At 54.1% G+C, this 24,803-nt stretch carries 25 protein-coding genes; 12 read left to right on the forward strand and 13 right to left on the reverse strand.

The window, feature by feature from the left end; genetic code table 11:
- Positions 1-4: 4 nt before the first annotated feature.
- The 6 genes from WKJ03_RS03655 to WKJ03_RS03680 all read right to left on the reverse strand — a co-directional run bounded on the left by WKJ03_RS03655 (position 5) and on the right by WKJ03_RS03680 (position 4,055).
- A complete protein-coding gene (locus tag WKJ03_RS03655; RefSeq protein ID WP_337840796.1) occupies positions 5-1,216 on the reverse strand; it encodes a serine hydrolase domain-containing protein in 1,212 nt (403 codons plus the stop codon).
- A gap of 10 nt (positions 1,217-1,226) precedes the next feature.
- Positions 1,227-1,721 carry a gamma-glutamylcyclotransferase family protein gene (locus WKJ03_RS03660; protein WP_337840797.1) on the reverse strand — a complete coding sequence of 165 codons (495 nt, stop codon included), beginning with the start codon at positions 1,719-1,721 and terminating at the stop codon, positions 1,227-1,229.
- On the reverse strand, positions 1,718-2,224 hold the full coding sequence (locus WKJ03_RS03665) for a M48 family metallopeptidase (RefSeq protein ID WP_337840798.1): 507 nt from the start codon (positions 2,222-2,224) through the stop codon (positions 1,718-1,720). Before WKJ03_RS03665 ends, WKJ03_RS03660 begins: the two co-directional genes overlap by 4 nt.
- Before the next feature lie 88 nt (positions 2,225-2,312).
- Positions 2,313-2,864, reverse strand: a complete 552-nt coding sequence (locus tag WKJ03_RS03670; RefSeq protein ID WP_337840799.1) for a hypothetical protein — start codon at positions 2,862-2,864, stop codon at positions 2,313-2,315.
- Entirely contained in the window at positions 2,857-3,417 is a 561-nt protein-coding gene (locus WKJ03_RS03675; protein WP_337840800.1) for a sigma-70 family RNA polymerase sigma factor, read from the reverse strand. The genes WKJ03_RS03670 and WKJ03_RS03675 overlap by 8 nt, the downstream gene beginning before the upstream one ends.
- 17 nt (positions 3,418-3,434) lie before the next feature.
- Positions 3,435-4,055 carry a TonB family protein gene (locus WKJ03_RS03680; RefSeq protein ID WP_337840801.1) on the reverse strand — a complete coding sequence of 207 codons (621 nt, stop codon included), beginning with the start codon at positions 4,053-4,055 and terminating at the stop codon, positions 3,435-3,437.
- A gap of 63 nt (positions 4,056-4,118) precedes the next feature.
- Between WKJ03_RS03680 and WKJ03_RS03685 the strand changes: the two genes are divergently transcribed.
- The gene (locus WKJ03_RS03685; protein WP_337840802.1) at positions 4,119-4,616 is read left to right on the forward strand and encodes a phosphoglycerate mutase family protein; all 498 of its coding nucleotides are present in this window, start codon (positions 4,119-4,121) and stop codon (positions 4,614-4,616) included.
- A gap of 60 nt (positions 4,617-4,676) precedes the next feature.
- Here the strand turns inward: WKJ03_RS03685 and WKJ03_RS03690 are convergent, their stop codons facing one another.
- The 4 genes from WKJ03_RS03690 to WKJ03_RS03705 form a co-directional block, all read right to left on the reverse strand.
- Positions 4,677-6,242: a PAS domain-containing methyl-accepting chemotaxis protein gene (locus WKJ03_RS03690; protein ID WP_337840803.1), complete on the reverse strand. Its 1,566-nt coding sequence runs from the start codon at positions 6,240-6,242 to the stop codon at positions 4,677-4,679.
- A 98-nt stretch (positions 6,243-6,340) separates the two neighbouring features.
- Entirely contained in the window at positions 6,341-7,477 is a 1,137-nt protein-coding gene (gene rlmC, locus WKJ03_RS03695; RefSeq protein WP_337840804.1) for a 23S rRNA (uracil(747)-C(5))-methyltransferase RlmC, read from the reverse strand.
- Between the two features lie 69 nt (positions 7,478-7,546).
- Positions 7,547-9,502: a S9 family peptidase gene (locus WKJ03_RS03700; protein WP_337840805.1), complete on the reverse strand. Its 1,956-nt coding sequence runs from the start codon at positions 9,500-9,502 to the stop codon at positions 7,547-7,549.
- A gap of 52 nt (positions 9,503-9,554) precedes the next feature.
- Entirely contained in the window at positions 9,555-10,298 is a 744-nt protein-coding gene (locus tag WKJ03_RS03705; RefSeq protein WP_337840806.1) for a dienelactone hydrolase family protein, read from the reverse strand.
- A gap of 137 nt (positions 10,299-10,435) precedes the next feature.
- Here WKJ03_RS03705 and WKJ03_RS03710 point away from each other — a divergent pair, with 137 nt between their 5' ends.
- The 3 genes from WKJ03_RS03710 (at position 10,436) to WKJ03_RS03720 (ending at position 11,623) form a co-directional block, all read left to right on the forward strand.
- The gene (locus WKJ03_RS03710) at positions 10,436-11,140 is read left to right on the forward strand and encodes an SIMPL domain-containing protein (protein ID WP_337840807.1); all 705 of its coding nucleotides are present in this window, start codon (positions 10,436-10,438) and stop codon (positions 11,138-11,140) included.
- Between the two features lie 11 nt (positions 11,141-11,151).
- The gene (locus tag WKJ03_RS03715; protein WP_337840808.1) at positions 11,152-11,376 is read left to right on the forward strand and encodes a hypothetical protein; all 225 of its coding nucleotides are present in this window, start codon (positions 11,152-11,154) and stop codon (positions 11,374-11,376) included.
- A 70-nt stretch (positions 11,377-11,446) separates the two neighbouring features.
- A complete protein-coding gene (locus WKJ03_RS03720; protein ID WP_337840809.1) occupies positions 11,447-11,623 on the forward strand; it encodes a hypothetical protein in 177 nt (58 codons plus the stop codon).
- A 54-nt stretch (positions 11,624-11,677) separates the two neighbouring features.
- On the opposite strand, the gene WKJ03_RS03725 is transcribed toward WKJ03_RS03720, so the two are convergent.
- Positions 11,678-13,546 (reverse strand): phytase, encoded by a 1,869-nt coding sequence (locus WKJ03_RS03725; protein WP_337840810.1) that lies wholly within the window; start codon positions 13,544-13,546, stop codon positions 11,678-11,680.
- Positions 13,547-13,556: 10 nt separating this feature from the next.
- Positions 13,557-16,316 (reverse strand): TonB-dependent receptor, encoded by a 2,760-nt coding sequence (locus WKJ03_RS03730; protein ID WP_337840811.1) that lies wholly within the window; start codon positions 16,314-16,316, stop codon positions 13,557-13,559.
- 197 nt (positions 16,317-16,513) lie between these two features.
- Here WKJ03_RS03730 and WKJ03_RS03735 point away from each other — a divergent pair, with 197 nt between their 5' ends.
- Together WKJ03_RS03735 and WKJ03_RS03740 are read left to right on the forward strand one after the other, a co-directional pair.
- Entirely contained in the window at positions 16,514-17,404 is an 891-nt protein-coding gene (locus WKJ03_RS03735; protein WP_337840812.1) for a diguanylate cyclase, read from the forward strand.
- Positions 17,389-18,408 carry a helix-turn-helix domain-containing protein gene (locus WKJ03_RS03740; protein ID WP_337840813.1) on the forward strand — a complete coding sequence of 340 codons (1,020 nt, stop codon included), beginning with the start codon at positions 17,389-17,391 and terminating at the stop codon, positions 18,406-18,408. The genes WKJ03_RS03735 and WKJ03_RS03740 overlap by 16 nt, the downstream gene beginning before the upstream one ends.
- Positions 18,409-18,456: 48 nt before the next feature.
- On the opposite strand, the gene WKJ03_RS03745 is transcribed toward WKJ03_RS03740, so the two are convergent.
- Positions 18,457-18,810 (reverse strand): HopJ type III effector protein, encoded by a 354-nt coding sequence (locus WKJ03_RS03745; protein ID WP_337840814.1) that lies wholly within the window; start codon positions 18,808-18,810, stop codon positions 18,457-18,459.
- A 69-nt stretch (positions 18,811-18,879) separates the two neighbouring features.
- On the opposite strand from WKJ03_RS03745, the gene WKJ03_RS03750 reads away from it, so the two are divergent.
- From WKJ03_RS03750 to WKJ03_RS03775, 6 genes are all read left to right on the forward strand, one after another.
- Positions 18,880-19,869 (forward strand): hypothetical protein, encoded by a 990-nt coding sequence (locus tag WKJ03_RS03750; protein WP_337840815.1) that lies wholly within the window; start codon positions 18,880-18,882, stop codon positions 19,867-19,869.
- Between the two features lie 224 nt (positions 19,870-20,093).
- Positions 20,094-21,503, forward strand: a complete 1,410-nt coding sequence (locus WKJ03_RS03755) for an AlkA N-terminal domain-containing protein (RefSeq protein WP_337840816.1) — start codon at positions 20,094-20,096, stop codon at positions 21,501-21,503.
- 3 nt (positions 21,504-21,506) lie between these two features.
- The gene (locus WKJ03_RS03760; protein ID WP_337840817.1) at positions 21,507-21,980 is read left to right on the forward strand and encodes a methylated-DNA--[protein]-cysteine S-methyltransferase; all 474 of its coding nucleotides are present in this window, start codon (positions 21,507-21,509) and stop codon (positions 21,978-21,980) included.
- A 125-nt stretch (positions 21,981-22,105) separates the two neighbouring features.
- Positions 22,106-22,990, forward strand: a complete 885-nt coding sequence (locus WKJ03_RS03765) for a pirin family protein (RefSeq protein ID WP_337840818.1) — start codon at positions 22,106-22,108, stop codon at positions 22,988-22,990.
- A 76-nt stretch (positions 22,991-23,066) separates the two neighbouring features.
- The gene (gene mtnN, locus WKJ03_RS03770) at positions 23,067-23,780 is read left to right on the forward strand and encodes a 5'-methylthioadenosine/S-adenosylhomocysteine nucleosidase (protein ID WP_337840819.1); all 714 of its coding nucleotides are present in this window, start codon (positions 23,067-23,069) and stop codon (positions 23,778-23,780) included.
- 20 nt (positions 23,781-23,800) lie between these two features.
- Positions 23,801-24,757, forward strand: coding sequence for a cobalamin biosynthesis protein (locus tag WKJ03_RS03775; RefSeq protein WP_337840820.1), 957 nt, complete (start codon positions 23,801-23,803; stop codon positions 24,755-24,757).
- The last annotated feature ends 46 nt before the right edge of the window (positions 24,758-24,803 follow it).

Genomic DNA, 24,803 nt, shown 5'->3' on the forward strand with positions numbered 1-24,803 from the left:
CACTCTACTCCGCTATTTCGAACCCCACTGGATCTTCTGCCGCTTCTGGCAGCATTTCTGGTTGCATTAAGGCGGCCATTTTCTTTTTGGTCTGAGGTTTGGCATTGAGTAGCCTGGACCAGAAATAAGTGGATAAGTCGCCCACCAGATTGGTTTCTGCATTAATCAGCACCACCAGACCCACACCTTTTTGTTTCGAATACGCCATCTCGGTACGGTAACCTTTGACCCAGCCGCCGTGATAAAACACTTCATTGCCGGCAAAGTTAAAAATTCTGAGCCCTAAGCCATAATGCGAGGTGCTGACATACTGCCCCCAGGTGCGGCCCCCTAAATCATTGGCAACCTTCACTCGTTTTTGCCGCACATCCTGCAGCATCACAGGCGATAACACAGCCGGATATTGCCCCAGCTGTGCCATCAGCCATTGACTCATATCCATCACACTGGCGTTCACACCAGCCGCCGGGTTCACCCGGTAATAACTGGGATTGACTTTGGTTTCAGCCCAGCCCCGTTTGACCCGAATATGAGGCATGGCCCGGTTTTTCGACGCCAGAAAAGCCGAATACCCCACTGAAGCGGTTGGCATTTTCAGTGGCTTAAACAACTTTTGTTCCATCAGGCTCTCAAAACTCTGGCCTGTGGTTTTCTCCATCACAGGTTCAATCAGGCTGAACATCACATTCTGGTAACCGTAACATTTACCCGGCGTGCAACGCGGATTCAGGTAGCGGAATTTCGGCAGGATCTGTTTAGGGGTCTGGTTCGCTTCGATCAAATCATCATAGGTATTGGGAAACACACCTGTACTTTGCGACACCAGATGCTCCACTTTCAGAGCTTTGGTCTGGCTGGCACTTTTAAAGGAGAACGCCGGAACATAGCGGGTGACAGGGTCCTGCCACTGAAAGCGGCCCTGATGCACCAGCATAGAAGCCAGCTGCCCGGTAAATGTTTTGGACACAGACGCCAACCGGAATACAGTGTAAGCATCCACTTTGGCTTTGCTGCCCACAGAGCGCACACCATAAGCACCGACTTTGATAATTTGATTGTCTTTGACAATGGCATAGGCCGCACCCGGCACATTGGCCTTTTTAAGTTGCTGCCGGAAATGTTGGTCAAACTCTTTGGCCAGCTGCTCCACAGGCGCCGCCACAGACTGGAGGGAAAACAAACAGAAGGCGCCCGCCAGTAATACAGTTAATCTCACACCAGAACCCTTAATTCGGAGCTTCGCCCCTGCTGTTAGTCATGTTTTGCATCAGCTGGTACTGCTGCAAAAGTTCAGGAATTTGTTGTTCTGCCAGCTGTTGCAACTGGGCCGCACTGACCTGCTCAGGTTGCCACTGCCCCACCGCAAAAGGAGCCAGTTGCGGCCCGGCTAAATAAACCCAGGCATGCTGCCATTGCTGATTGGCATAGACCCGTACCAGCTCACGCCGGTACAAACCGCCGTCGATTTCTTCAAAAAAATCCAGAATGGCCAGGTCCTCTGCCGTCACACCTGATAACAGCACACCCACTTGCTCTGCCTGGCTGTCGGCCATCAAGACAGGGACTGAACCCGCATCCAGATCTTTACTCAAGCCAAAACGCCGGTAGCCTGGTAACAGCGCCTCTGACTGTTGAAAGTCGTGCCCGGTCAGCGCTTTGGTGATCACAGGGAAGGTCAGCAAACCATAAACAAACAGCTGTGTGCAGTCCGGTTGAGTCATAAGCGGGTCTCCAGATGCCTCAGGGTCAGAAAAAGCCGTAAATCAAACTCCAGTTGATGATACTGGGGTTCCATGTGCTGGCACAATTGGTAAAAAGCTTTGTTGTGATCTTTTTCCTTCAGATGCGCCAGTTCATGCACCACCACCATCTGCAACAACGACAACGGCAGTTTTTTAAACAAAGCACTGATACGGATTTCATTTTTTGATTTCAGCTTCGAGCCCTGCACCCTGCTGATCTGACTGTGCAGCCCCAGGCTGTTATCCAGGTGCAATTTGGCATCAAAGCAGACTTTACTGAGCGGGGCGCTGGATTTCAGATAGCGCTGTTTCAGTTGTTGGGTCAGTTGATACAGTGCCTGATCGGTCTGGATACTGTGAGGGGGTTCAGGGTAACGCCCTTGCAGCACCACGGCCAGCCGGCCCTGTTCCACCAGCTGCATCACTTGCTGCTGAATACCGGCCGGGTACGCCGCCACATAACGTAAAGGGTCAAACGACATCAAAACAGACTCCAGCAAAAACTACAGGCAGTGTAATGAATTTTGCCTGCGGGTCCAGCTGGGCTTTAAGTTTAACCAGCCGCAGGTTTCAGCCAGCTGCGCAGTGCAGCGCCCGCTCACTGCTGCGAATAGCCAGGATCTGGCCTTGCTGCCCACGCACCAGCTCAACGGTTTGCCCCTGCCGCCAGCTCTGATCCTGACGTAACTGTTCCGCCAATTGCTGATCCAGCTTCACCAGCAACTGGTCACAAACCGCTACCTGCCACTGCTGCTGTTCAAACAACAACTGCCCGACCAGCGCCTGTTGTTGCGCTAAGGTCTGTTTTGCCTGTTCATACTGCTGATAACGCTGTTGCCAGCGTTCAGGCTGCGCGGAGTCGGTATGTTCAGTGAGCTGATGCAATTGCACCTGGTGGTAGCCGGCCTGCTGCACTGTCTGAATTTGGTAATAACTGTCCTGCTGCCAGACATAAGCCAGTGCCAGTATCGCCAGCACAGCTGCGGCTGCCTGGGGCCAATAGTGCGGCGATTTGCTGCGCCGGTTTAAGCCTGACAATTGCTGCTGCAACTGAGCAGGCATAGCTACTGTGGCTTTGTCTGCGTCATATAACTGCTGCAGTTTGTTATCGAGCTTACTCATGATCCACTCCTAACTGTTGTGCCATAGCGGCTTTGGCATAACGCAAACGGCTTTTGATGGTTTCTTGCCCCACCTGACAAATGTCGCTGATCGCCATCAGACTAAAACCTTCCAGCTGTAACAGCAGAGCTTCACGTTGCACTCTGGGCAAACCAGCCATAGCCCTGCGAAACCGCTGCTGTTCCTGAGCCAGTTGCAGCTCCAGTTCAGGTTGTTCAGCGGCTTCTGGCTCTACCGGTTCATGAAACCAGCGCCAGCGCTGACGCCGGCGTATTTCATCCTGCAATAGATGGCGAGCGATACTAAATAACCAGGTTTTAAAACTGCTTTGCCCTTCGAACTGATGACACGCTTCCATCACTCGCAACCAGCTTTGTTGGCAAATGTCAGCAGCCAGATCCGCGGGGCATTGCCGCAGCAGAAAGTAATACAGCGGCTGCCCATGCAATCTGACCAATGTCGCTACATCCTGCGAACCACGCTGAGTTGCCCGATGCAATTCCAGTTCAGCACAGCTGTCTCTGGCTTCTGCAGTTCTGCTTATGCTGTCCATACCCACCTCCACTGCGACTACTGAGCATCCAGGCCAAAATCCAGTTGCACCACCAAACCATGTTGAGCCACGGCTTTGCCTTCTGTCATTTGTGGCTGATATTTCCATTGCTGTAAAGCCCGGATAGCTTCACGCTCAAACACCCGTTTGGGTTCTGCCTCCAGCACCTGAACATTGGTAACCTGGCCTGCACTATCAATGGAATAACTCAGTTTTACCCAGCCCTGAATACCGTCACGGGCGGCTTGCACCGGGTATTTCGGTTCAATCCGAACCAGGGGCAAGGCTGCTTTGTCCTGTAATCCTGCTGCAGGCTCATCCGAAAACGAAGGCGGCTCGATCCGTGGAGGTTCGGTAACAAGTTCAGGGCCAGTCCCTTCACCCCCAATGTTTCTTGCAATCACAGGTGGTTGTACCGGCGGTGGCAACACAGGCAAAGCAGCTTTGTGTTTTTCTGGCTCTGTATCAGGCCTGACCAATGAAAGGACAACAGGCTCTGAATTGATATGGAACACAGGAACAGCGTGCTGGCCCAATAAGGCCTGCATCAGTACAAATAGAAAAAAAGTCACTGCTGCGGCACCAGTAATAGCGACAGCAAATTGCTGACTGGTTTTCGCTTGAGATATGCTCATCATCATTCTTCTCCATGGCTTGTTTGTGAATTAGACGAACCAGCCGGCTAAAAGGGGTTATCAGCGGTGAAAAAATTAATAGTGTTGTTGTCTGTGGCGACCTGCCTGCAACTGCAGGCCTGGCCAGAGCAAATTGTGGTGGTGCGTCATGCGGAAAAAGAAGCAGGCAAAAGCGACCCGCATTTATCTTTGTGTGGCCAGCAACAAGCCAAAGCAATGGCAGCTTTACTGAATGTGCCGCTGCAACAGGTTTGGCATAGTGGCCTGAACCGCACCAGGGAAACCGCCGCATTGATGGCCTCCACCTGGCCAGATGCTACGCAGCACAGCTACCCGCCTGCAGACTTCGGTCCTGTCATCAACGCTCTGCAACAGAGCACAGAAACCACATTAATTGCCGGTCACAGCAATACAGTCCCAGAACTGCTCAGCCAGCTCAGCAGCCAACCCGCGCCAGAACTCACAGAGCAGGATTATGGCCAGGTGTTTGTGTTAACACGCAAAAATGCAGGGTATCAATGGCAGCGGCTTAGCATCCAACAGCCGGATGCTTGCCGCCATTAATCAGGGAAAGTGGCGGGACAGGGCCAATAGCCCGTTGGCTACAGCTCTTGCACTGTTCAATTATTTACGAAAACGCTCGACCAGTTCATGCAGTTGCTCAGAGGTCGTCTGTAAATCCCGGCCCAGCTCACTGACCGCATTGCCGTTTTTCAAGGAGCTGACCGCCAAATCGGAAATACTGACCAGTTGCTGATTGATATCCTCCGCCACATGCGCCTGTTCTTCCACCGCTGCAGCCATCTGGCCGGCCATAGTGGCAATGCTGGTCACTGCAGCGGTAATACCAGACAACATTTGTTCTGTCTGATTGACCTGCGCCACGCCCTGCTCTGCGTCTTGTTGCCCGCCCTGAGCCACCGTTACCGCCGCTTTGGCTTTGTCGGACAACTGCTGAATAATGCTGAAAATCTCTTTGGTGGAGTTGGTGGTGCGGGACGCCAGTTGACGCACTTCGTCAGCCACCACAGCAAAACCACGGCCCTGATCACCGGCCCGGGCGGCTTCGATAGCGGCATTCAGTGCCAGCAGGTTGGTCTGTTCCGCTATTTGTTCAATCATCTGCGCGGCAGACACAATAGTGGAGGTTTGCTGCGCCAGGTCCCCTACCGAGCTGCTGATGTTATTCACTGTGTGTTGCAGCTGCACAATAGCCTGGCGGGCCTGTCCTGCCACCTGCGCCCCCTGTCGGGCCAGTTGATCCGCATCATCAGCCTGAGTCGCGGTGTCCTGCACATGAGCAGACACTTCTGCAATGGTGGTAGTCATTTCATGCATAGCTGTTGCCACCTGCTCCGTCTGTTGTTGCTGCTGACGGATACTGTCGGCCGCTTCGACGGACCGTTTCATCACATGGCTGGACTGTTTGGCCACTGTGGTCGATGAGTCTTCAATCCGGGTAATCACCGCATTTAAGTGCGCGAGCTCAGCTAATAACGCCACCTCCAGCTTGCCAAGCAAGCCACTGTCTTCGGTGTAGGACAACACCGCCAAATCATCCATAAAAGGGCTGGGGTTCAGCGACCTTAACTTGCCAAGCGCCCCTCTGTAGCGGCTGACCCCTAATAAAATGGCGGACAGGGTACTGAGTAAGAAACCACCCGCAGCCCAGGCTGGCCCTTGCCATAGCCACAATAAGGCACTGATAAGTACCAAAGCCAATGGCAGCAGTTCCCACTTCATGTCGTTTGGCCATTCGGCACTGACCTGGCGCATTTTTTTGCCCTGATTAATCGCCTGATACAATGCATCAGCCCGGCTGACCTGCTCCCGGCTGGGCAAAGTACGGACAGATTCATACCCCACCACTTTGCCATGTTCTGTGATAGGAGTGACATACGCATTGACCCAATAATAATCCCCATTTTTGCAGCGGTTTTTCACCAGCCCCATCCAGGGTTTGCCTTGCTGCAAATAGCCCCACATGGTGCGAAAAGCCGCTTCGGGCATATCGGGGTGCCGCACAATATTGTGCGGTTTCCCTATTAACTCTTCCCGCGAAAACCCGCTGATCGCCACAAAAGCATCGTTAACATGCTGAATGCTGCCTTTGATATCGGTTGATGAAATCAGTTGTTGTTCTTTGGGAAAGGTCCGCTCCACTGCGGTGACAGGCAGGTTCTTACGCATCCTTGGCTCTCCTTGTTCCGAACTAAAAATTGATCAGGTATATGATAATTCTGATAAAAACTAGCAGCAGTTCAGAAACAAAAACAGAAAGATGGAAATTATTTTTTGCTGAGCAATACCAGTACTTCGGCATGTTGGCTATGCGGGAACATATCAAAGAGGCGGGCCTTTATCAGACGGTAGTCCAATGTCAGCTGGGCTAAGTCCTTTGCCAGGCTGTGAGGGTTGCAGCTGGAATACAATAGATAGGCTGGTGCCAGCTGCAGCAACTGCTGGCACAGGGCCGGGCCCAAACCACGGCGTGGTGGGTTCACCAGTAATAAATCCGGCGCCTGCTGCTGCGCCATCGCAAAGGCATTGGCATCCAGTGCCATAAATTCCGGCTGCTCCAGTTGCAGTTCAGCGGCTGCTTTGCGGGCACTGGCAATAGCCGAAGCAGATATTTCAATACCGGTCAGTTGAATGCCTGGTCTGCTGCTGGCCAGATGCAAACCAAAACCACCCACGCCACAAAACAAATCCCAGACCGACTGCAGCGGCAAGTGTGTCGTCCAGTCCACCGCACTCTGGTACAAGGCGGCAGCCACAGCCGGATTCGTCTGGAAAAAGCTTTGCGGAGTCAGGTACAAAGGCACCTGATTCAACTGCTCTGCCAGATAAGGCGTATCAGTCAGCAGAATTTCGGTGTCCCCTTCCAGTTGAGCCATCGCCACAGGTTGCAGATTGACCGAACAAAGCTCCAGCTCCGGCCATTGTTGCTGTAACCAGGGCAAATGTTTGCGAATGGACGCCAGATGGTTTTGTGAGCGCAGCACAAACCTCAGCATAAAGCGGCCACTGAAACTGGATTGACTGAGCAGAATAAATTTCAACTCACCTTTGCGTTCAGCCACCTGATAAGGCTGCAATCTGGCGCGCTGAATAAATTGCTGCACCAGTGCAAATGCTGGCGCAAAGGCGGTTGGGTACAACAGACAGGAGGTTAAATCGACGGCTTCGCCTGAACTATGCATCAAACCCAATACAGGCTGTTCTGCGGTCCCGGAGACCACCATTTTCGCTTTGGTTCTGAAGGCAGATTGTGGACTGGGATAAGGAGCGAGCACCTGATCTGGCGTAAAAGGTTCAAGCAAGGTCAGCCATTGCTGTTGTTTGTGCTGCAACTGCTCTGAATAATCCAGTTCTATTTCAGTGCAGGAACGGCAACGTCCTGCAACAAATTGTGCACAATACACGCGGATTATTCCTGACCCAAAAAAAGACGGGCTAGTGTAAACCAGCCCGCCTGCTTTCCGCCAGCCGGATCAGGGCTTAAGGTGTTGCTGTAAAAAGCTCAGCGCAGCATGGAAGTACTGAGCCCGGTTTTGCGGGTCATAAAAGCCATGGCTTTCATCATCAAACTCTAACCACTGATAAGTTTTATTGTGTTTATCCAGTGCGGTACGCAGCGCCTGAGCCTGGCTGTAAGGTGCCCGCTTGTCGTGTTTACCGTGGATCACCAGCAATGGTGCCTTGATAGAACTGGCGTTATGAGCTGGTGAGAATGCTCGCATTTTCGCAGGATCCGTCCCCAATACCAGGTCAAGATAAGCGATACCGAAAGAGCGCAACGGTATGTCCCCATCGGATTTCATCAGCTCCAAATCATACACTCCAGCAACACCAATAGCGCAGCGGTACAGATCTGGTTCCACAGCCGCAGACTGAATGGCTGAGTAGCCGCCAAAAGAGCCGCCCATAATGCACACCTGGTCAGCGCTGGCAACGCCCTGTGCCGTCAGATAACGCACACCGGCACTGATATCTTTTTGGATCGCATCTCCCCACTGCAGATAACCGGCCTGCTGGAACCCGGCGCCATAACCGCCCGAGCCCCGGTAATTCACCTGCAGCACGTTGTAACCGCTTTGACTCAGTAGCTGTACTTCTTCGTCGAAGCCCCAGTAGTCACGCACGCCATGTGGACCACCATGCACCAACACCACCAGGGCTTTACTTTGTGCTTTATTCGCTTTGGTCAGATACCCCTGAATGGGTAACCCGTCAAATGAGGTATAACTGATGGCCTCTGTTGCCGACCATTTGCGCTGCAACAACTCAGGTTTCCGGTCCAACAACTTACGTAGCGAATTCTCCTTTTTCTGATACAGGTAATAAGCGCCTGGACTGATGTCGCTGTAGGCATAAATAATCCAGGTATTATCATCTGAACTGCGACTGGTAATGGTCAGCACTTCGCCCGGAAATGCTGAGGCCAATTCTTTAAACAGCTGGCTTTCCACCCGCTTTTTATCCAGCAAGACATAATCCGGATAACCGTCATCTAAACGCAATGCATAGGGCTGTTGGTCCTGTTTGGTCAGCTCAACATCAGTAATACCAACTTTTGCATCGGTGAAAATGGTTTTGCGTTGACCTTGAAAATCCATCCTGCTCAGAGCTGGCATCGGAGTGTCTTTCTGATCAAGTAAAATCAAGCTGTCATCCGATGCGCTGACGGCCACAACTTTGACCGCTTCACCAAACCATTGGTCCGGTAATTTAGTCCATTGATCCTGTTCCCTGAGATAGACATCTTGCAGGTAATTTTTGGTGGTCGTGACCGCCACCCTGGGCTCTCCCTGCGCATTGGTAATAATTCGGGAATAAGGTGCAGGCGCCGCTGCCAGACGCTTGGTCGCGCCAGTGTAGACATTCAGCTTGAGGATCTCGGCCATACCATCACCGCTGGCGCTCCAGTTGGTGGCGGTGATCAGGATATTGTCGTCATCCTTCTCTAAGGTATCGACCACACGTGCCCAGGCGCGACGACCTTCTTTCGCCTTAAAACGGGTTCCTATCTGCTGTTCTCCGGCACGGTAACCAAAAATGAGTTCCGATTTTTTGCCGTCGTAATTGACCGCAAAAAGTTCACCATAATACAGCGGTTCTTCGCTCCAGGGGCTCGATTCCGCTAACTCAATCACCACACGCTCGTTATTCACCCACTGATAACTTCCAACCTCGAGTAAACCGGGGAACTTGGCGCTCCCTACCATCTGAAAGCCGTCCAAAGCGATAAAGAGCAATGCACGCCTGCCTTCGGCCCGGATCACAGCGGCCAGATGCTTGCCATCAGGAGATATTTTGACATCGGTGTAGGTACTATGCTGAGCCAACAATGTGGTTAAATCAGGTTCATTCGTTGCTGCTGCACCAGGTTGTGCAAACATAAAAAACAAAACCATAAAAGAAGAGGCGATCACTCTCATAATTTCCATTTATTCCTTTATCCAAAACAACGTCAGTATCGAGTGACAACCTAACAAACTTTTACATCATTTTAAATAGAGCAATTGCTCTGGAGTAATTCTCCATTGCCAGAGCTGCATCATAACGGGCCCCTTCATCCCGCATAAAGGCATGTTCGGCATTGTATTCAAACCAGCTGAACTTAACCCCGGCTTCAGACAATTGCCGGTAGATTTCAGCCCGGCCTGTTGCTGGCACATGGGGGTCTTGTTTGCCCCAAACCATCACCAGTTCGGCCTTAATTTGCGCACTTAGCGCCAGTGTCTGTTGCCCGCCCTGGGTTGGCAGCGTATTGCTGTGCAAATCTGTGGCATACAGGCAATAAGCGGCTTTCACTTGTGGCTGCAGCGCAGCCCGAAACGCCAGATGCCCCCCAATACAGACACCAAAGGCACCGACTTCCGGGCGGACATACGGCAGGCTTTGCAGATAAGCCAGCATGGCCTGATTGTCGGAATCGTACTGCTCCAGCGGTTTGCTCCATTTGTCCTGATTGCCTTTGTCTTTGCCGGCGTCGTCGTAAGCCAGCACAGTGCCTGCCGGGTTTAATTCATGGAAAATTTCCGGCACCAGCACCACTAAACCGTGAGACGCCAACAAAGTGGCGGTTCTGCTGATTGGCGCTGTCTGCTGAAAAATCTCCGAATAAAACAACACAGCCGGATAACTGCTACCGGATTGTGCCGCTCCAAGGGGCTGGTACTGATAGACCCGCATCGGGCCTGTCGCCGTATTGAGCGTGATTTGCTGTTGTTCAACCTGCATAAGAAAGAATCCCCAAGATGTCTGGCCGTTTATAGTAATTAAGCACCGCACCACACACCAGAGTGCAGGTTGATTTTGATTAATTCGGCATTCAGTCTCGGCCACCTACACTGGCCGATATCAACAAAGGAGAAATTATGCAACAACAGCCTTGGCTCGCCGCCGCTATAGTCTCCGCAGGTCTGGTTGGCGCAGCCGCAGTCCTTGGTAACGCCGTGCTGGATTTTCGTGCCATGGAGCGGGTGGTACAGGTCAAAGGTCTGTCGGAGCGGGAAGTGGCCGCCGACACCGTGATTTGGCCGGTGAAGTTTAGTGATGCGGATAATGATCTGAGCAAACTGGTGGCCAGCATTGAACGCAAAAATGAACAGGTGCAGGCGTTTTTAAAGCTGCAGGGCTTCAGCCCGAATGAAATTTCCGTTGCACCACCCCAAATAGTGGACCGGCAAGCCGGTTATTACGATCCCAATGCCAGGCAAATGCGCTACAGCGCTACTTCGACCGTCACTGTGTACAGCAGCAATGTCGATTTAGCCCACCAGGCCATGACCCGTTTGCTGGAGCTCAGTAAAAGTGGCATTGCGGTCGCCGGACAGGATTACGACAGCAAGGCCGAGTTTATTTTTAACGGCCTGAATGAGATCAAACCCGACATGATTGAAGAAGCCACCCGCAACGCCCGCGAAGTGGCCAGCAAGTTTGCCACCGACTCCGACAGTCAGCTTGGCAAAATTAAAGCCGCCAGCCAGGGCCAGTTCAGCATCAGTGACCGCGACAGCAATACCCCTTACATCAAAAAAGTACGGGTCGTTGCCACAGTGGATTATTACCTGTCGGATTAAGGAGCCATGCCATGAAGAAATTAAGTCTTAGCCTTGTGCCATTTATTGCCGTGATCTTGTTATCCGGCTGCGCCGTATCCGGCCCCAGCGTCTGGATAGAGCCTCCACGCCTGTACGTACCCGCAGTTGTGGTTGAACCTGCCCCAGCCGTCATTGTGGTGGAGGAGCGGCATTACCACAGCCACCCGAAAAAACATAAACGCCATTATCACCGGTGCCACAGATGCGGTGATTAACAGACCAGACTTTGCGTCTGTTGCACAAAGCAGCTAGCATTTGCCCACAGCAATAACAAGGAGAGCGCTGATGCGCAACAAAGTAATATGTCTTCTCGCGACAGTGGCCCTGTCTGGGTTAACTGGATGTGAGGTGGTTGGCCCCAGAGTCAAAGTGGAGCCTCCCAAAGTGAAAGTGCCCGTGGTGGTGGTGGAAGAACAAAGCAAACACTGCCCTCCGGGTCAGGCGAAAAAAGGTCGCTGCTAAACAGACATGCCAGTCAGCTTAACTGACTGGCATGAGCTGCTATCTAGCGGCTTTTTATTTATGTTTGTCAGAGGCGGACGGTTTCAAGCTGTTTAGCAACGATTGAAGCTGTTCAAGTGGCACCAATTTCAGATTCTGCCCTTGCTCCGGCATCCGGTTGCGGCCATCCTGCACCAGAATAGCGCCTTGCTCAAAACCTGGCCCCAGGTTCAGCGTGGTCAGTTCCAGACCATCGGTCTCAGAGCTGCCATCAATACCCAGCTCTGGGTTCAGCCGAATGCGAAAACGCAGTACAGCCTGGTAAGGTGCAGTCGCCTGATACAGCACATAACTGTCATTGCCCTGACTGGACACCAACAGATAAGGCTGGTCTGCCTGCCATAAAGCCAGGCCTTCGACATCGGCCACCAGCATATTGCCATCGGCTTTGATCACCAGTTCTCCAGCAGTTGAAGCGGTAGCTCTGGCGTCAAAATGCCAGATGCCGACATCCTCTTCCCCCACATAGAGCCGATGGTGCTGGTCATCAGCGACACAACCTTCAGGCTGAGACGGCACTTTCAGGCTGCGCACCAGCTTGCCGCTGAGCGTTTTACCTGCTGCTGTCACTTGATACTGAGCCACTGTGCCGTCTTTGCTGTTGGCAAACACATAAAACTGTTTGCTGCCGACAGGCTGGTACATACAGAGGCCGTAAATATCCGTCAGCCCGGTCTGAATACGCGCCAAGGTGCTGACTTTACCCTCAGCGCCAATACCAAACAGCTGGATTCCATTGTCCGCTCTGGTGCTGGCTGCCGCCAGCGCCAGGGTCTGGCCCTGATAACGGAAGCCATACCGCAAGTCCACATTGTTCACCCGGCCGACCGGCAAAAACTGCTGCTGCTCACCTTGCATGCTGTACACCGCCAGGCCAGCTCTTTTGTCAGTGGCCAGCACCAGGCTTTTCGCCGGGTCGCTGGGGTGCTGCCACACCGCCGGGTCATCTATTGCATCACCGCGGTAGCTGACCGCGGCGGTTTCCAGCGTTGGACTTAACTGATAAAAAGCTGGTGTGACACTTGAGCTTTGCATCTGCCAGGCTTTGTCTGTGCTATTGAGCTGACTCAGGGTTGAGGCGCTCGCCCCGGCACTGAGCCCTTGTTGTGTCAACTGCAGCACCTCAGGTTCTTCCAACTGCAATGTCTGCCTGACTGGAGCCTGGTCCAAAGCCCCAGCCTGGTATCGCAACAGCACTGCAGGTTCAGCGTGCAGCGCCAGCAAGTCCCCTTCAGCCGTCAGCTCCAGCGCCTTGATTTCGCCGCTCAGATGGCCTTTGGGCGCCCGGACGTCAATCAGCTGACGGTCTTCCGCCTGCTCCAGTTCAGCCGAATAAGCCCAGAGTGCGGTATCGCCTTCCGCCAGATACAGCAGACCTTTGGCCTGATCAACAGCGCAGGCGCTGGCATTGGTCGGCAGGTTCAGGCTGCGCACCGGCAACGCTTTTTCCAGCCATTTTCCGTCCTGCGCCAGCAACCATTGCTCGCCATTGCCGCGATCACCTATTAAAAACAAACTGAGTTGTTGATTGGCCTGGCTGTAGTACCAGCACAGGTCATCCACCACCAGTTGTGTGCTGGTTTGCTGCAGAATTCGGGCAGGCTGGTTCGCCTCCTTCTGGCCAACCAGCACTTGATTGGTTTCAGTGTCTACGGCAGCAAACCAGCTTTGCTGCGGCCCTTGCAGCAGTTTAAAGCGTTCAAAGCGACCGGCCCACTGACCGATAGTTTTGCCTTGATGATCAAGCAATTGCACCGCTTCATTGCCCGGCAGCACCCTAAATTCAGCGGTGCTCAGCTGCACCGCCGGCGCTGTGGTGGCAGTGGCACAAGCACTCAGGCCCAGCGCCGCCAACAGCGTCAGTTTATGAGATAAAACAGTCATCCGGTTCTCCTTACCAACGGCTCAGCTGCACACCAAAGGCAAAAGTACGGCCATATTCTTCGTACTGCGCGTTAAACTGGCGCCTGCCTGTGTAGTTGTAATAAGGCTCATCGGTCAGGTTGACCGCATTAAAGTACAGCTGCAGTGCCGGGCTGACTTTGTATTTGGCACTGAAATCCCATTGCAACTGCGCATCGGAAAACAGGTCATAACGGGCATCGTCCAGCTCTCCTACTTCGACCAGATACTCCGATTTGTAGTTGGCCGCCAGACGCAGGCTCCACTTTTCATCTTCATAACCCAACGCCAGGTTGGCGGTACGGTCGGACTGGCTGGGCAGATCAATATCCCGCACCAGCAGCTCACCATCATCGTACCAGCTGATTTGCGCCTCAGAGCCTGTCAGTGTCAGGTTGGCAGATACCAGCAAATGCTGCCAGAAGCCGCCCAAAGCGTTCAGTTGCTGCACCAGGTTCAGCTCCAGACCATAGAGGCTGGCATCGTCGCCATTGATATAAGTTTCAGCGGCGCTAAAACCGGCATAATCACCGTACCCGGCTAAATCTGTGGCGTAAATAAAGTCTTTAATATCTTTGTAGAACAAGGTCGCTGATATGACGCCCAGCGCATCCGGGTAATATTCCATGCCCAGATCCAGATTGGTGGACCGCAGCGATTTCAACGCCGGGTTACCAAAACTGGCTTCCAGTTCATCGTCATCTTCTTCCAGTAAAAAGGCCGGGGCCAATTGGGCAAAGTTAGGCCGCACCAAAGAGCTGGTCGCCGCCGCTCGCAGCAGGCTGTTGTCGGATAATTCAAACTTACTGATCACAGCTGGCAACCAATGGGCTTCAGAGCCGCTGTAACTGCGGGGGCTGAACTCTTCATTGGTGTCGTCGTATTGACTGCCAAAGGCGTCGCGCTGTTCATGCTCATAGCGGCTGCCCGCCAGCACCTGCCAGCCATCGCCCTGCCAGTTGCCCTGCAGGTAAGCCGCCTGGATCTGTTCATCGACGCGGAAATCGTTGATTTGCGACTCCACTTCATCCAGATAATCGCTGTTGTCCAGTGTATTCAGCATGGCCATCAGCCGATCCGGGTTGATGGCGGGGCCAAAGCGGTCCAGACCATAACGGGCGTTGCCGGTGCTGTAATCGGACAGACTGAGCGCACTGATCCCCGCATCTTCGAAGTCTTCAAATAACCACAGGCTTTCGTCCGCTGTTTTTTTGCGGTCACTGAATTTGGCACCTGCTTTTATCTCCACTGCGCCCCAGTGGGTCAGCAGCTCACGGCCGAAATCCAGCTTAACGTTATGTTCACGTTCTTCGGTGCGGGTGTCCGCCACTTCCACTTCGTTCAGCTCATAGCTGCCCGCCTGATAAGCAGCCTCTGGTGCCTGCAGTCGTAACAGATCGCGACCACTGAAACTCACCCCTTCATCAAACTCCGCAGCAAACTGTCCGTCCGCCAGGCTGTATGGTGTCACTTCGTCCGCCTGGCTGGCCCCGGCTTCCAACGACCAGAACCAGACATCCAGTTGCTGTTTCATGCCCAGCACCACAGCGCTGATGCTCTGGCTTTCTTCACGGGCTTTAATACCCCGCACCAGTTCAGCACCACTGTCGGCGCCGGCCAGCACGGGGTCGCTGAATTCAGTCAGTAAGCTCTGACGCACTTCGGTGTCGACAAACTCGCTGTAGAGGGTGCGCAGGTAGTAGTCGGTGTCGCCGCCGGGTCTGTAGTCCAGATTCAGCGCTGCGCCCTGACGTTTGCGGCTGATGCTGTACTGGCGCTGCTCAAACTCTTCCAGTGCCTCGTCATCCAGCTCCCAGCTGCCGCCGGTTTCCACGTTGTCGGACCCAAAGTTGCGGTCGGCATAAGAGGCGGAAAAAGCCACGCCCAATGCATCCTGATCAGCCCCTATATCGAAAATGCCCGTCGCCACGCCTGAAACTTTTGGGCTGGTTTCGCTTTGCTGCTGGTTGTAACTGCCCTCAGCGCTCAGGCTGTAAAAATTGTCGCGCCGGTCAAAGGCCGAAATGGCTTTAATATCAACGGTACCCCCCAAAGAGCCAGCCGCCTGTTCAGGAGCAATGGTTTTGCTGACTTCGACAGAAGCCAACAAATCGGAAGGGATCACGTCCAGCGCCACAGCACGGCGGCCAGCTTCCGGGGCGGCCAGCTGAGTGCCGTTGTAAGTGACTGTATTGTAATCCGGTGCCAGACCCCGCACCCGGATAAAGCGGCCTTCCCCCTGATCCGGCTCCACCGACAAGCCGGCCAGACGGGCCAGCGATTCACTTAAGTTTTTATCCGGAAACTGCCCCAGTTCATCTGTGGTCGCCACACTGACAATGCCGGTGGCAAAACGCTGCTGACTGAGCGCTTTACTGGCGGAATTCAGCTGGCCCTGCACCGTCAGTTTATCAATATTGGCATCGACACTGGCCAGGCTCAGATCACCCAAGGCCAGTGAGCCGTTGAGCTGGACCTGCTGTTGTTGCTGCGAGCGACCGGCGTAACTCAGCACCAGCTGATAATTGCCCTCGGGCAGGTTGGTAAAAGCAAAGCGGCCATCATGGCCTGTGACTTTGCTCAGCTTCAGTGCCGGAATACTGACCTGAACACCGGCCAGCAGCACCTCGCGGCTGTCGAGCACCCGGCCTGATAATTCAGCCGCCAGCACCTGTGAACTACAGCTAAGGGCTACAGCACTGGCCAGCAGGGCCTTTTTAAAACCTCTGGTATTTCTATGAAGCGCAGACATAACTATTCCCTGATCCTATTGAAAAACAATAAGCATTAGTCTGCTGTCGGACTGTGACAGGCCAAAGTCGGCCAGCGCCGGTCCTGCGCAAAAAAGACCCGGTCTGTTTAGCGCAACAGAAGGAATCGCTGTCATGTTTTTGTCATCCGGCCGGCGCAGACTGGTTTTTTGTATCACTGACCTGATTGAATCCCCTTATGACCAGCACCCATCCACGTAAACTGCTGCTGACGTTCAGCCTTTGCCTGCTGTCTTTGATACTGGCGCTGCAAAGCGGCGATTTAAAACCTCTGGTGCGCATTGACTGGTTTGACGTTTTGGGGGAAGGCAGCAGTTTTTTAGTGGTGTTGGCCTGGCTGTTACTGGTGCTGTTCAGCAGGCCAGCCGGCCCTGTCACCAATGGCCTGTACGTCGGTTCTTTGCTGCTGGTGTTGTCCTACTGGCTGAACCTGCTGGATGAATTTATTGCCTACCCGGACAGCGAGCGTTTACTCAGCTGGCTGGAATCTATTCCGGCGCCCATTGGCATGCTGATCCTGACCATAGGCCTGATAGGCTGGCACCGTGAGCAGCGGCTGATTAATTCACAGCTGACCAGCCGCGAGCTGCATTTACGGGCCCACAATTTACTGGACCCACTAACCCGGCTGTACCGGCGCAACTACCTGCTGCAGGCCATAAGGCGTGAACAGGCCTTGCAGGCTGAACATCAGCAGCCGTTTTGCCTCTGGTTGCTGGAGCTGGATGAGCTGAAAACCCTGATGCAGCAACAGGGGCTGGCGGCCAGCGAACAACACCTGCAGCAACTCGCTGAGCTGCTGTTACTGCAATTCAGGCCGGGGGATTTAGTGTGCCGCCTGAGCAGCCACAGCTTTGTGGTGCTGATGCCACAAACCAAGATCCGTACAGCTGATGTGCTGACAGAGCTGGCGGTCCGGCACCTGAACAGCAGCCTGAAACTACAGGCCTGGCGCAGCGCCTTGAGCTGTCAGACCCAACATTCCCACCCGTCTGCCGAAGAAGTGCTGACAGCCTTGCAACAGCAACTGCAGCACCAGCAACAGACAGAGCTGTGGAGTCTGCACTGATGTTGCTCTGCCCGCATCAACCCAGCCTGCTGTTCAGTGCTGTCGCCAAAGACATGCTGCAGTGCTGTGTGCGGCGTGGCTTTCATCTGCAAAAACTGCTTAAAGGCACACCACTGTTTCCGGCCGATTTAGATCAGCCGCGGCTGAAACTCAGTGTGCAGCATTACCTGCAACTGGTGGACAACTGCCAGAAGCTGTGGCCAGGGCCTGAGCTGGCTCACCTGACCGCACAAAGCTGGCTGCACCACCACCCACATCCGTTGCTGCAGTTGCTGCAGCATTGCCAGACCCTGCCCGAAGCGCTGCTGCTGTTTGTCCGTTACCAAAGCCTGCTGTTGCCGCTGTGGTATCCCAGGTTGCAGCGCCAGCACGGCATGGTGCGGCTGGAACTGCGCCCTGCACTGCAACTGGGGGCAGCCCGGCCTTTTATTGAACATCTGCTGTGCAGTTTTTTGACAGGCTTTTTTCAGCGCGAACTGGGCCTGGCCCCAGAAAAAATCAGTATGACCTGGCTATCGGATAACCCGGACTGGAGTTACTCACTGGAATGGGGGGTGCAGCCACAACTGGCGGCCAACTGGACTTTAAGCTGGCCAACACACTGGCACCGGCAGCCGCTGCCATTGGCCTGCGCCAGCCGGAAAAAACTGCAATTAAGCTGGTGTCAGACGTTGCAACAAAGCCTGCCGCCTTGTCAGGGGCTGTGGCAACAGACAGAACAACTGTTATTTGCCCAGTTACCGGAGCTGCCCGCTCAGGAACAGGCCGCCCAGCACCTGGGCATGGCGCTGAGCCGTTATAAAAGGTTATTGGCGCAACAAGGCTGCAGTTACCAGCAGCTCTGTGATCAGGTGCGCTTTAGTGTGGCCTGTGACGCCATGGCCCAGGCATTGCCAAACCGGCAACTGGCGCTGCTGTTAGGGTATTCAGATGAACACAACTTCAGGCGGGCTTTTAAACGATGGGCCGGACTGTTGCCCAGCCAGTTGCGGGTTTTGCTTTAACCTGTGAGGTCAGAGTATAACTCTGACCCCACAGGTTAACCCCCACTGTCAGCGGGCGCCGGTTTTGCCATGCAGGGCCTGGCCGTCAAACTCCACCCCATCCCAGCCGTACTGCATAAACTGGCGGATATTCTGATGATCAGTGCCGGTCGGCTGTTCCAGCACGTCCTGGCGGTAATAGTCACCAAACATCTGCAAGGTTTGCGGTTCAGACAAACGGTGCAATAACGCGAACGCGAGAATTTTGCAGGAACCATTATTCTGCCCTGCAGCATTCATCTGGTCGCCATTTTTAAAGGCGGTTGGCGTAAAATCGTACAAAGCATCAATCAGGCTGATGCTCTGACTGAAACTGATGCTGTCCGGGTCTATCGTCAATTGGCGAAAAAAATCTTCAAGCATGGGTCAATCCTGATTAAAGTTTGTACAAATCCGGCCGATAAGACTGCTGAACACCAAAGGGGAAAACTTATGCAAATCCTCAGCAGCAGTCAGCAACAACAGGCATCCGGCGCGTCGGTATCTTATGCTGTCCGGCGGGTGTCTCCAAGTCAAAACGACCAATCAACTGTAACAAAGGATAACAGCAGAGCGGCTATTGCGCCTGCCCCCCCTGAACCCCTGGCGACTGCCGCCGATGAAGACAGCAGCGAAATCAGCCAGGACGCCCAGCTTGCTTTTAATAAGCAAAACACCATTGGCACCATTAAACGCCTGCTGGAACTGCTGAATAACGGCGAGCTGAAAGGCTGGATTGATCTGGAGAAGCTGGCCAAAGCTTACAGTGGCATTCCGCCGCAGGAAAACCAGAGCGCAGCACAAAACGCTGAAGCACCGGCACAGTTGGTGCAGGAATGGCGTTACAGCGCCGAACATCTGGCAGCTGAGCTGAGTGGTAGCGCCAGTTTCAGCGACGGCACAGAAGTCGCCTGGTCCATCAGTTTTGAAATGAGCTACCAGGAATTCAGCTACTCGGAACGGGTGGAACAGCCCATGCAAGACCCGCTGGTGCTGAGTATGAATGGCCAGCCGGCCGAGCTGACTGAGCAAACCAGCGTGTTTGCGCTGACGGCAGAACAAAGCAGTATCCGCCATCTGGCGAGCGGGCAATATTATCTGGCCGCCGATTACAACGGCAACGGCCAGGCTGACAACGGCACTGAGCTGTTTGGCCCTGAAACTGGCCAGGGTTTTGCTGAACTGGCGCAGCATGATGAGGATCAAAACGGCTGGATTGATCAGAATGACCACATCTGGTCGGCACTGAATCTGTGGCGGCCAGGCGAAGGTTTGTACAGCCTGAAACAAGCCGGGGTGATGGCGCTGAACCTGAACTCTGTCGCCACCCCCTTTACCTTACGTCAGGGCGACCAGGTCATGGGCCGGCTGCAACGCAGCGCAGTGTTCCTGACCGAAGATAAACAAGCCGGTTTGCTGCAACAAATTGATATCAGCGTCTAGCGCGACGCAGGTGCTAAGGCGGGCGGGGTAAACCACCGCCCTGTCAATCAGGACAGATCCAATAATCCGTCTGGTCTGTGATGGCGCCGTCTGTAGTGGCGTAGCTTGCTGCGCCAGCAGTCAGAACCTGTCAGCGTCACTCCATACATCCAGTACCGGATCCGGCCAGTATTTATTGTTCACACAAGGTACACTTAGACAAAACCACCTTACCGGGGTGCCTGATGTCCGAGTTACAGCTTTACCAACAAGCCCGTTTGTCACGTGATCCACGTTTTGACGGCCTGTTTTTTATTGGTGTCAAAAGCACCGGCATTTATTGCCGTCCCATTTGCCCGGCTAAATTACCGGCCGAACATCAGGTGGAATACTACCCTTGTGCTGCCGCCGCTGCTCAGGCCGGGTTTCGCCCCTGCCTGCGCTGCCGCCCCGACAGTGCACCACAATCCCCCGCCTGGCTTGGTGTGCAAACGACGTTGCGTCGCGCGCTGAAGCTGATTGAACAAGGCGCGTTGCAACAAGGCAACCAGGCTCAATTGGCGGCCCGTCTTGGTATCAGTGAACGTTATTTACGTAAGTTGTTTCAGCAGCACCTTGGGGTGGCGCCCAAACACTATGCCTTGTATCAGCAGGTGCTGTTGGCGAAACAGCTGCTGCATCAGACTCAGCTGTCTGTGGCCGACATTGCACTGCGCTCTGGTTTTCACAGTGTGCGCCGTTTTAACGATGCCTTTAAACAACAGGTTCAACTGACGCCGGGCCAAATCCGGCGTCGCCCCCATGGAGATCCGTCAGTGCTTGAATTGCAGTTAAGTTATCGCCCGCCTTTGGACTGGGCTGCCCAATTGGCCTTCTGGCAAAGCCGCACCCTGGACGGTATGGAGTGGGTGCAGGGCCAGAGTTATGGCCGTACTTTTGTGCATCAGGGCATAGCGGGCTGGTTTGAACTGAGTCCACCTAAAGAAGGGCCACAAAAAGACAGCAGTCTGCAGCTGAAGCTGCACTGGCCCAGTACAGCCGATTTAAGCCCTGTGCTGGCGCAAATTCGCCAGCTGGCCGATTTAGACGCCAATATGCTGGCCATTGAACAACAACTGAGCCCGGTATTCGGCACTTATTTAAACCCAGGCTTACGTATTCCGGGGCTCTGGGGCAGCTTTGAAGCGGCGGTGCGCGCTATTTTAGGCCAGCAGGTCAGTGTGCAGGGTGCCCGCACTCAGCTGAACCGCTTACTGGCGGAACTGGCAGGCACAGTTCCCGGCACCGATAAAAAGCTGTTTCCAACGCCAGAGGCTATTGCCGACAGCGAACTTTTGATGATTAAAGTGCCACAGGCGCGGCGTGAGACCCTCAAAGCGCTGGCGCGTTTTGTGATAGCGCAGCCCGACTCGACACCGGATGACTGGTTGCAACTCAAAGGCATTGGCCCCTGGACTGTGGCCTACGCCAAAATGCGGGGTTTGGGTGACCCGGACCTGTGGCTCGGCGGCGATTTAGGCGTACAAAAAGCGCTGGCGCAGCTGCCACAGTTTTCCGAACAACAACTGTCGCCCTGGCGCAGTTACGCCACTTTTCAGGCCTGGCATAGTTTGTCATCACCAAAAACCATGCCTGACCAGCTCAGTAAGGACTAACCCATGCAACAACAACTTCAACTGCCAAGCCCCTTGGGACTGATTGAAATCACCGCCAGCGAGCAGGGCATCCACAGTATTTATTTTGTCGACCACTCTGACGCGCCCAGCCAAAGCAACCAACCTGCGTTGCAGCAGTGTCAGCAGCAACTAACCGACTACTTTGCCGGCAAGCGCCAGCAGTTTGACTTACCACTGGCCGCCAGCGGCACCGCCTTTCAGCAGCAGGTATGGGCCGCGCTTTGTACTATTGGCTATGGCCAGACCTGCAGTTATGGCGATATTGCGTTGCAGCTGCAGAACCCCAAAGCAGTGCGTGCTGTGGGTGCCGCCAATGGCCGTAATCCGTTGTCTATTGTGGTGCCTTGCCACAGAGTGATAGGCGCCAATGGCAGCCTGACCGGTTATGCCGGCGGCCTCGCGCGTAAACTCTGGTTACTGCAGCATGAACAAAACTATGGCTTTGCCTTAAGATGAGATTAAATAATCTTTTAAATCAGCCTATTAAACGGTCAAAATTTTCGAACAACCAAGACAAAATATTGCGCTTTTCTTCGAGCAGCCAGGCTGATTAACTAACCTCATCAACTTTGGAGGTGCATATGACTATCCGTTCAATTAAACAGCTCATTCCGGCCATGCAGGCGTCTGACGGCGCTGGGGTGAAAATTAAACGTAGCCTGGGCCAGCGCCAAGGCGTGCGGCTGGACCCCTTTTTAATGCTGGATGCCTTTGGTTCTGCAGAAGCCAGCGACTATATCGCCGGTTTCCCGGCCCACCCGCACCGCGGCTTTGAGACTGTCACTTATATGCTGGACGGCCATATGCTGCATGAAGATCATCTGGGCAATCAGGGCCATTTAAAAAGTGGTGGTGTGCAGTGGATGACGGCCGGGCGCGGCATTATTCACTCCGAAATGCCACAGCAGGAATCCGGCCTGATGCGTGGTTTTCAGCTGTGGATTAATCTGCCAGCCGCCGAAAAAATGAAACCGGCCGCTTATGTCGATATAGCGCCCACCGATATTCCGCGTTTTGAGCTGGCTGCGGGCAGCTGGCTGAAGATGATTGCCGGCAGCATTGAGCTGAATGGCAAGCTGATGGCAGGCCCTATTCAGGGCTTAAGCACTGAACCTCTGTATCTGGACGTGCAGCTGCAGGGCGGCCAGTCGCTGGATATTCCGGTGCCTGCAGGCCATAACGTTTACCTCTACCCTTTTGAAGGTGACGCCTTCGTAGCCGGTCATAAAGTGCGCGAGCACCACGGCGCTGTGCTGGAGCAAGGCGACAGGGTGGCGGTCAGCGCAGAGCAGCCGGTCCGTTTTATTCTGCTGGCGGCCAAACCTATCAATGAGCCTGTGGTGCAATACGGTCCTTTTGTGATGAACAGCGTGGAAGAAATTGAGCAGGCCATCCGTGATTATCAGGCGGGTGTGCTGACCGATAACCAGCAGGCTCAGACCATTCAAATCCTTAAAGCCCATTAAAAGACGACAGGCTTTCTCCCGCAACGGGGCTGATGCTATGATCAGCCCCGTTTTTTATTGCTTAACGGGATTGGCCATGCAAAAAGTTGGAATTATTGGTGCGATGGAACAGGAAATCGCGCTGCTTAAAGCCCAAATTCAGGATCTGCAAACGCACAAAATTGCTGACTACGAATTTTACAGCGGCAGCCTGAATGGCTGCGCCGTAGTGCTGGTTCAATCCGGTATTGGTAAGGTGGCCGCCGCAGTGGCCACCACTTTGCTTATTCATCAGTTCCAGCCGGATGCGGTGATCAACACAGGGTCAGCCGGTGGTTTTGACCCTGAACTGAATGTGGGGGATGTGGTGATTGCCTCTGAAGTACGCCACCACGATGTGGATGTCACAGCTTTTGGTTACGAGCTGGGCCAGGTGCCTCGTATGCCTGCTGCGTTTACGGCGCACCCACAGCTGATTGCGGCGGCTGAACAAAGCATAACGCAACTGGGCTTCTGCAAAACCAAAAAAGGCCTGGTCACCACAGGGGATGTCTTTATGTGCCAGCCGGAGCGTATTGCCAAAACCCGTGCTGAGTTTCCGGCTATGCTGGCGGTGGAAATGGAAGGGGCTGCTATTGCCCAGGTCTGCCACCAGCTGCATACCCCTTTTGTGGTGATCCGCAGTTTAAGTGACATTGCCGGTAAAGAATCGCCCAGCTCCTTTGAGGCCTACCTGGAAATTGCCTCAAAACACAGTTCCGCTATGGTGGTCGAACTGCTGAAGAACCTGAAAACTCTGTCGCTGAGCTAAGCAGACAGGCCTGCCGCTCCATGTCGCAGCTGCTGACCGAACTCTGGCTTTATCCGCCGCTGTTGTTGCTGGTCTGGATCCTTAGCCAGTACCTGCGGCTGCCACAGGAAACCCAACCAATGGCGCTTCTGCAGCTGTTTGCCACCCGGCTTGGCAACAAAGTGAACCCACCGAATCGCAGCACAGGTCAGCAGCAACTGTCTGGCGCCTTGGCGCTGCTGACCCTGGTGCTGCCGTTGTTGTCATTGCTGTCCCTGCTGTACTGGTTTTCCGACTGGCCTTTGGTACTGGATGCGCTCTTGCTGTTTTTCTGCCTGGATTTCGGCCGCCAGCAACACCGCCACCGGCAGATCGCCTCTGCCATCCAACGCAAACAACTGGGACTGGCGCGGGATCTGCTGCAGCTGGAAGTGCTGCGAGACTGCAGCACCTTGTCCGAAGCCGGTGTATGCAAAGCCAGTATTGAACACCAGGCCCTTCAGCTGGCAAGGCATTGGCTGGCATTGGGCTTCTGGTTTCTTGTGGGCGGCGGCCTGACGGCCGTCGCTTACCGGCTGATTTTGCTCTGCAATCAAAGCTGGAACAGCAAACAGCCTTCTTTTCAGCAGTTTGGCAAAGCGGCTGCAACTTTAGGCCAGCTCTGCAGTCTGCCGGGGTACTTCGGCGCCAGCCTGCTGTATGCGGTCTTAGTCAGTATGGGGCGCAGCTGGCGCGAGCTGCAGCACAGCAAACAAAGCAACCTGTGCCGCGGACAACGATGGGTGCTGGCCAGCCTCGCAGGAGTACTGCAGGTGAATCTGGCCGGGCCCGTCAAGTACCAGGGCCAAAAGCAGCGCCGCGACAGACTGGGACCATCCCGGCTGCCTCAGGCTGCTGATGTATGGCTGACGGTACGGCTGAACCAGCAAGCTCAGTTGACCTGCTATCTGCTGTTACTTTCTGTCAGCTTATTGCAACTTTTTTCAATACTGTATTAACACTGGACAAGGCTGAACAAAGCACTGTATTTTGATGTCTTGCCAC

The sequence above is a fragment of the Rheinheimera sp. genome (genome assembly GCF_037442525.1).
Taxonomy (GTDB): Bacteria; Pseudomonadota; Gammaproteobacteria; order Enterobacterales; family Alteromonadaceae; genus Pararheinheimera.

Excerpts from the sequence above, each read along its gene's own strand:
- WKJ03_RS03660 (WP_337840797.1), bottom strand. The coding sequence starts at position 1,721 with ATGACTCAACCGGACTGCACACAGCTGTTTGTTTATGGTTTGCTGACC.
- WKJ03_RS03735 (WP_337840812.1), top strand. The coding sequence starts at position 16,514 with ATGACCAGCACCCATCCACGTAAACTGCTGCTGACGTTCAGCCTTTGC.
- WKJ03_RS03665 (WP_337840798.1), bottom strand. The coding sequence starts at position 2,224 with ATGTCGTTTGACCCTTTACGTTATGTGGCGGCGTACCCGGCCGGTATT.
- WKJ03_RS03675 (WP_337840800.1), bottom strand. The coding sequence starts at position 3,417 with ATGGACAGCATAAGCAGAACTGCAGAAGCCAGAGACAGCTGTGCTGAA.
- WKJ03_RS03775 (WP_337840820.1), top strand. The coding sequence starts at position 23,801 with ATGTCGCAGCTGCTGACCGAACTCTGGCTTTATCCGCCGCTGTTGTTG.
- WKJ03_RS03760 (WP_337840817.1), top strand. The coding sequence starts at position 21,507 with ATGCAACAACAACTTCAACTGCCAAGCCCCTTGGGACTGATTGAAATC.
- WKJ03_RS03755 (WP_337840816.1), top strand. The coding sequence starts at position 20,094 with ATGTCCGAGTTACAGCTTTACCAACAAGCCCGTTTGTCACGTGATCCA.
- WKJ03_RS03670 (WP_337840799.1), bottom strand. The coding sequence starts at position 2,864 with ATGAGTAAGCTCGATAACAAACTGCAGCAGTTATATGACGCAGACAAA.
- WKJ03_RS03710 (WP_337840807.1), top strand. The coding sequence starts at position 10,436 with ATGCAACAACAGCCTTGGCTCGCCGCCGCTATAGTCTCCGCAGGTCTG.
- WKJ03_RS03730 (WP_337840811.1), bottom strand. The coding sequence starts at position 16,316 with ATGTCTGCGCTTCATAGAAATACCAGAGGTTTTAAAAAGGCCCTGCTG.
- WKJ03_RS03715 (WP_337840808.1), top strand. The coding sequence starts at position 11,152 with ATGAAGAAATTAAGTCTTAGCCTTGTGCCATTTATTGCCGTGATCTTG.
- WKJ03_RS03750 (WP_337840815.1), top strand. The coding sequence starts at position 18,880 with ATGCAAATCCTCAGCAGCAGTCAGCAACAACAGGCATCCGGCGCGTCG.
- WKJ03_RS03690 (WP_337840803.1), bottom strand. The coding sequence starts at position 6,242 with ATGCGTAAGAACCTGCCTGTCACCGCAGTGGAGCGGACCTTTCCCAAA.
- WKJ03_RS03705 (WP_337840806.1), bottom strand. The coding sequence starts at position 10,298 with ATGCAGGTTGAACAACAGCAAATCACGCTCAATACGGCGACAGGCCCG.
- WKJ03_RS03700 (WP_337840805.1), bottom strand. The coding sequence starts at position 9,502 with ATGGAAATTATGAGAGTGATCGCCTCTTCTTTTATGGTTTTGTTTTTT.
- WKJ03_RS03725 (WP_337840810.1), bottom strand. The coding sequence starts at position 13,546 with ATGACTGTTTTATCTCATAAACTGACGCTGTTGGCGGCGCTGGGCCTG.
- mtnN (WP_337840819.1), top strand. The coding sequence starts at position 23,067 with ATGCAAAAAGTTGGAATTATTGGTGCGATGGAACAGGAAATCGCGCTG.
- WKJ03_RS03765 (WP_337840818.1), top strand. The coding sequence starts at position 22,106 with ATGACTATCCGTTCAATTAAACAGCTCATTCCGGCCATGCAGGCGTCT.
- WKJ03_RS03720 (WP_337840809.1), top strand. The coding sequence starts at position 11,447 with ATGCGCAACAAAGTAATATGTCTTCTCGCGACAGTGGCCCTGTCTGGG.
- WKJ03_RS03680 (WP_337840801.1), bottom strand. The coding sequence starts at position 4,055 with ATGATGAGCATATCTCAAGCGAAAACCAGTCAGCAATTTGCTGTCGCT.
- WKJ03_RS03745 (WP_337840814.1), bottom strand. The coding sequence starts at position 18,810 with ATGCTTGAAGATTTTTTTCGCCAATTGACGATAGACCCGGACAGCATC.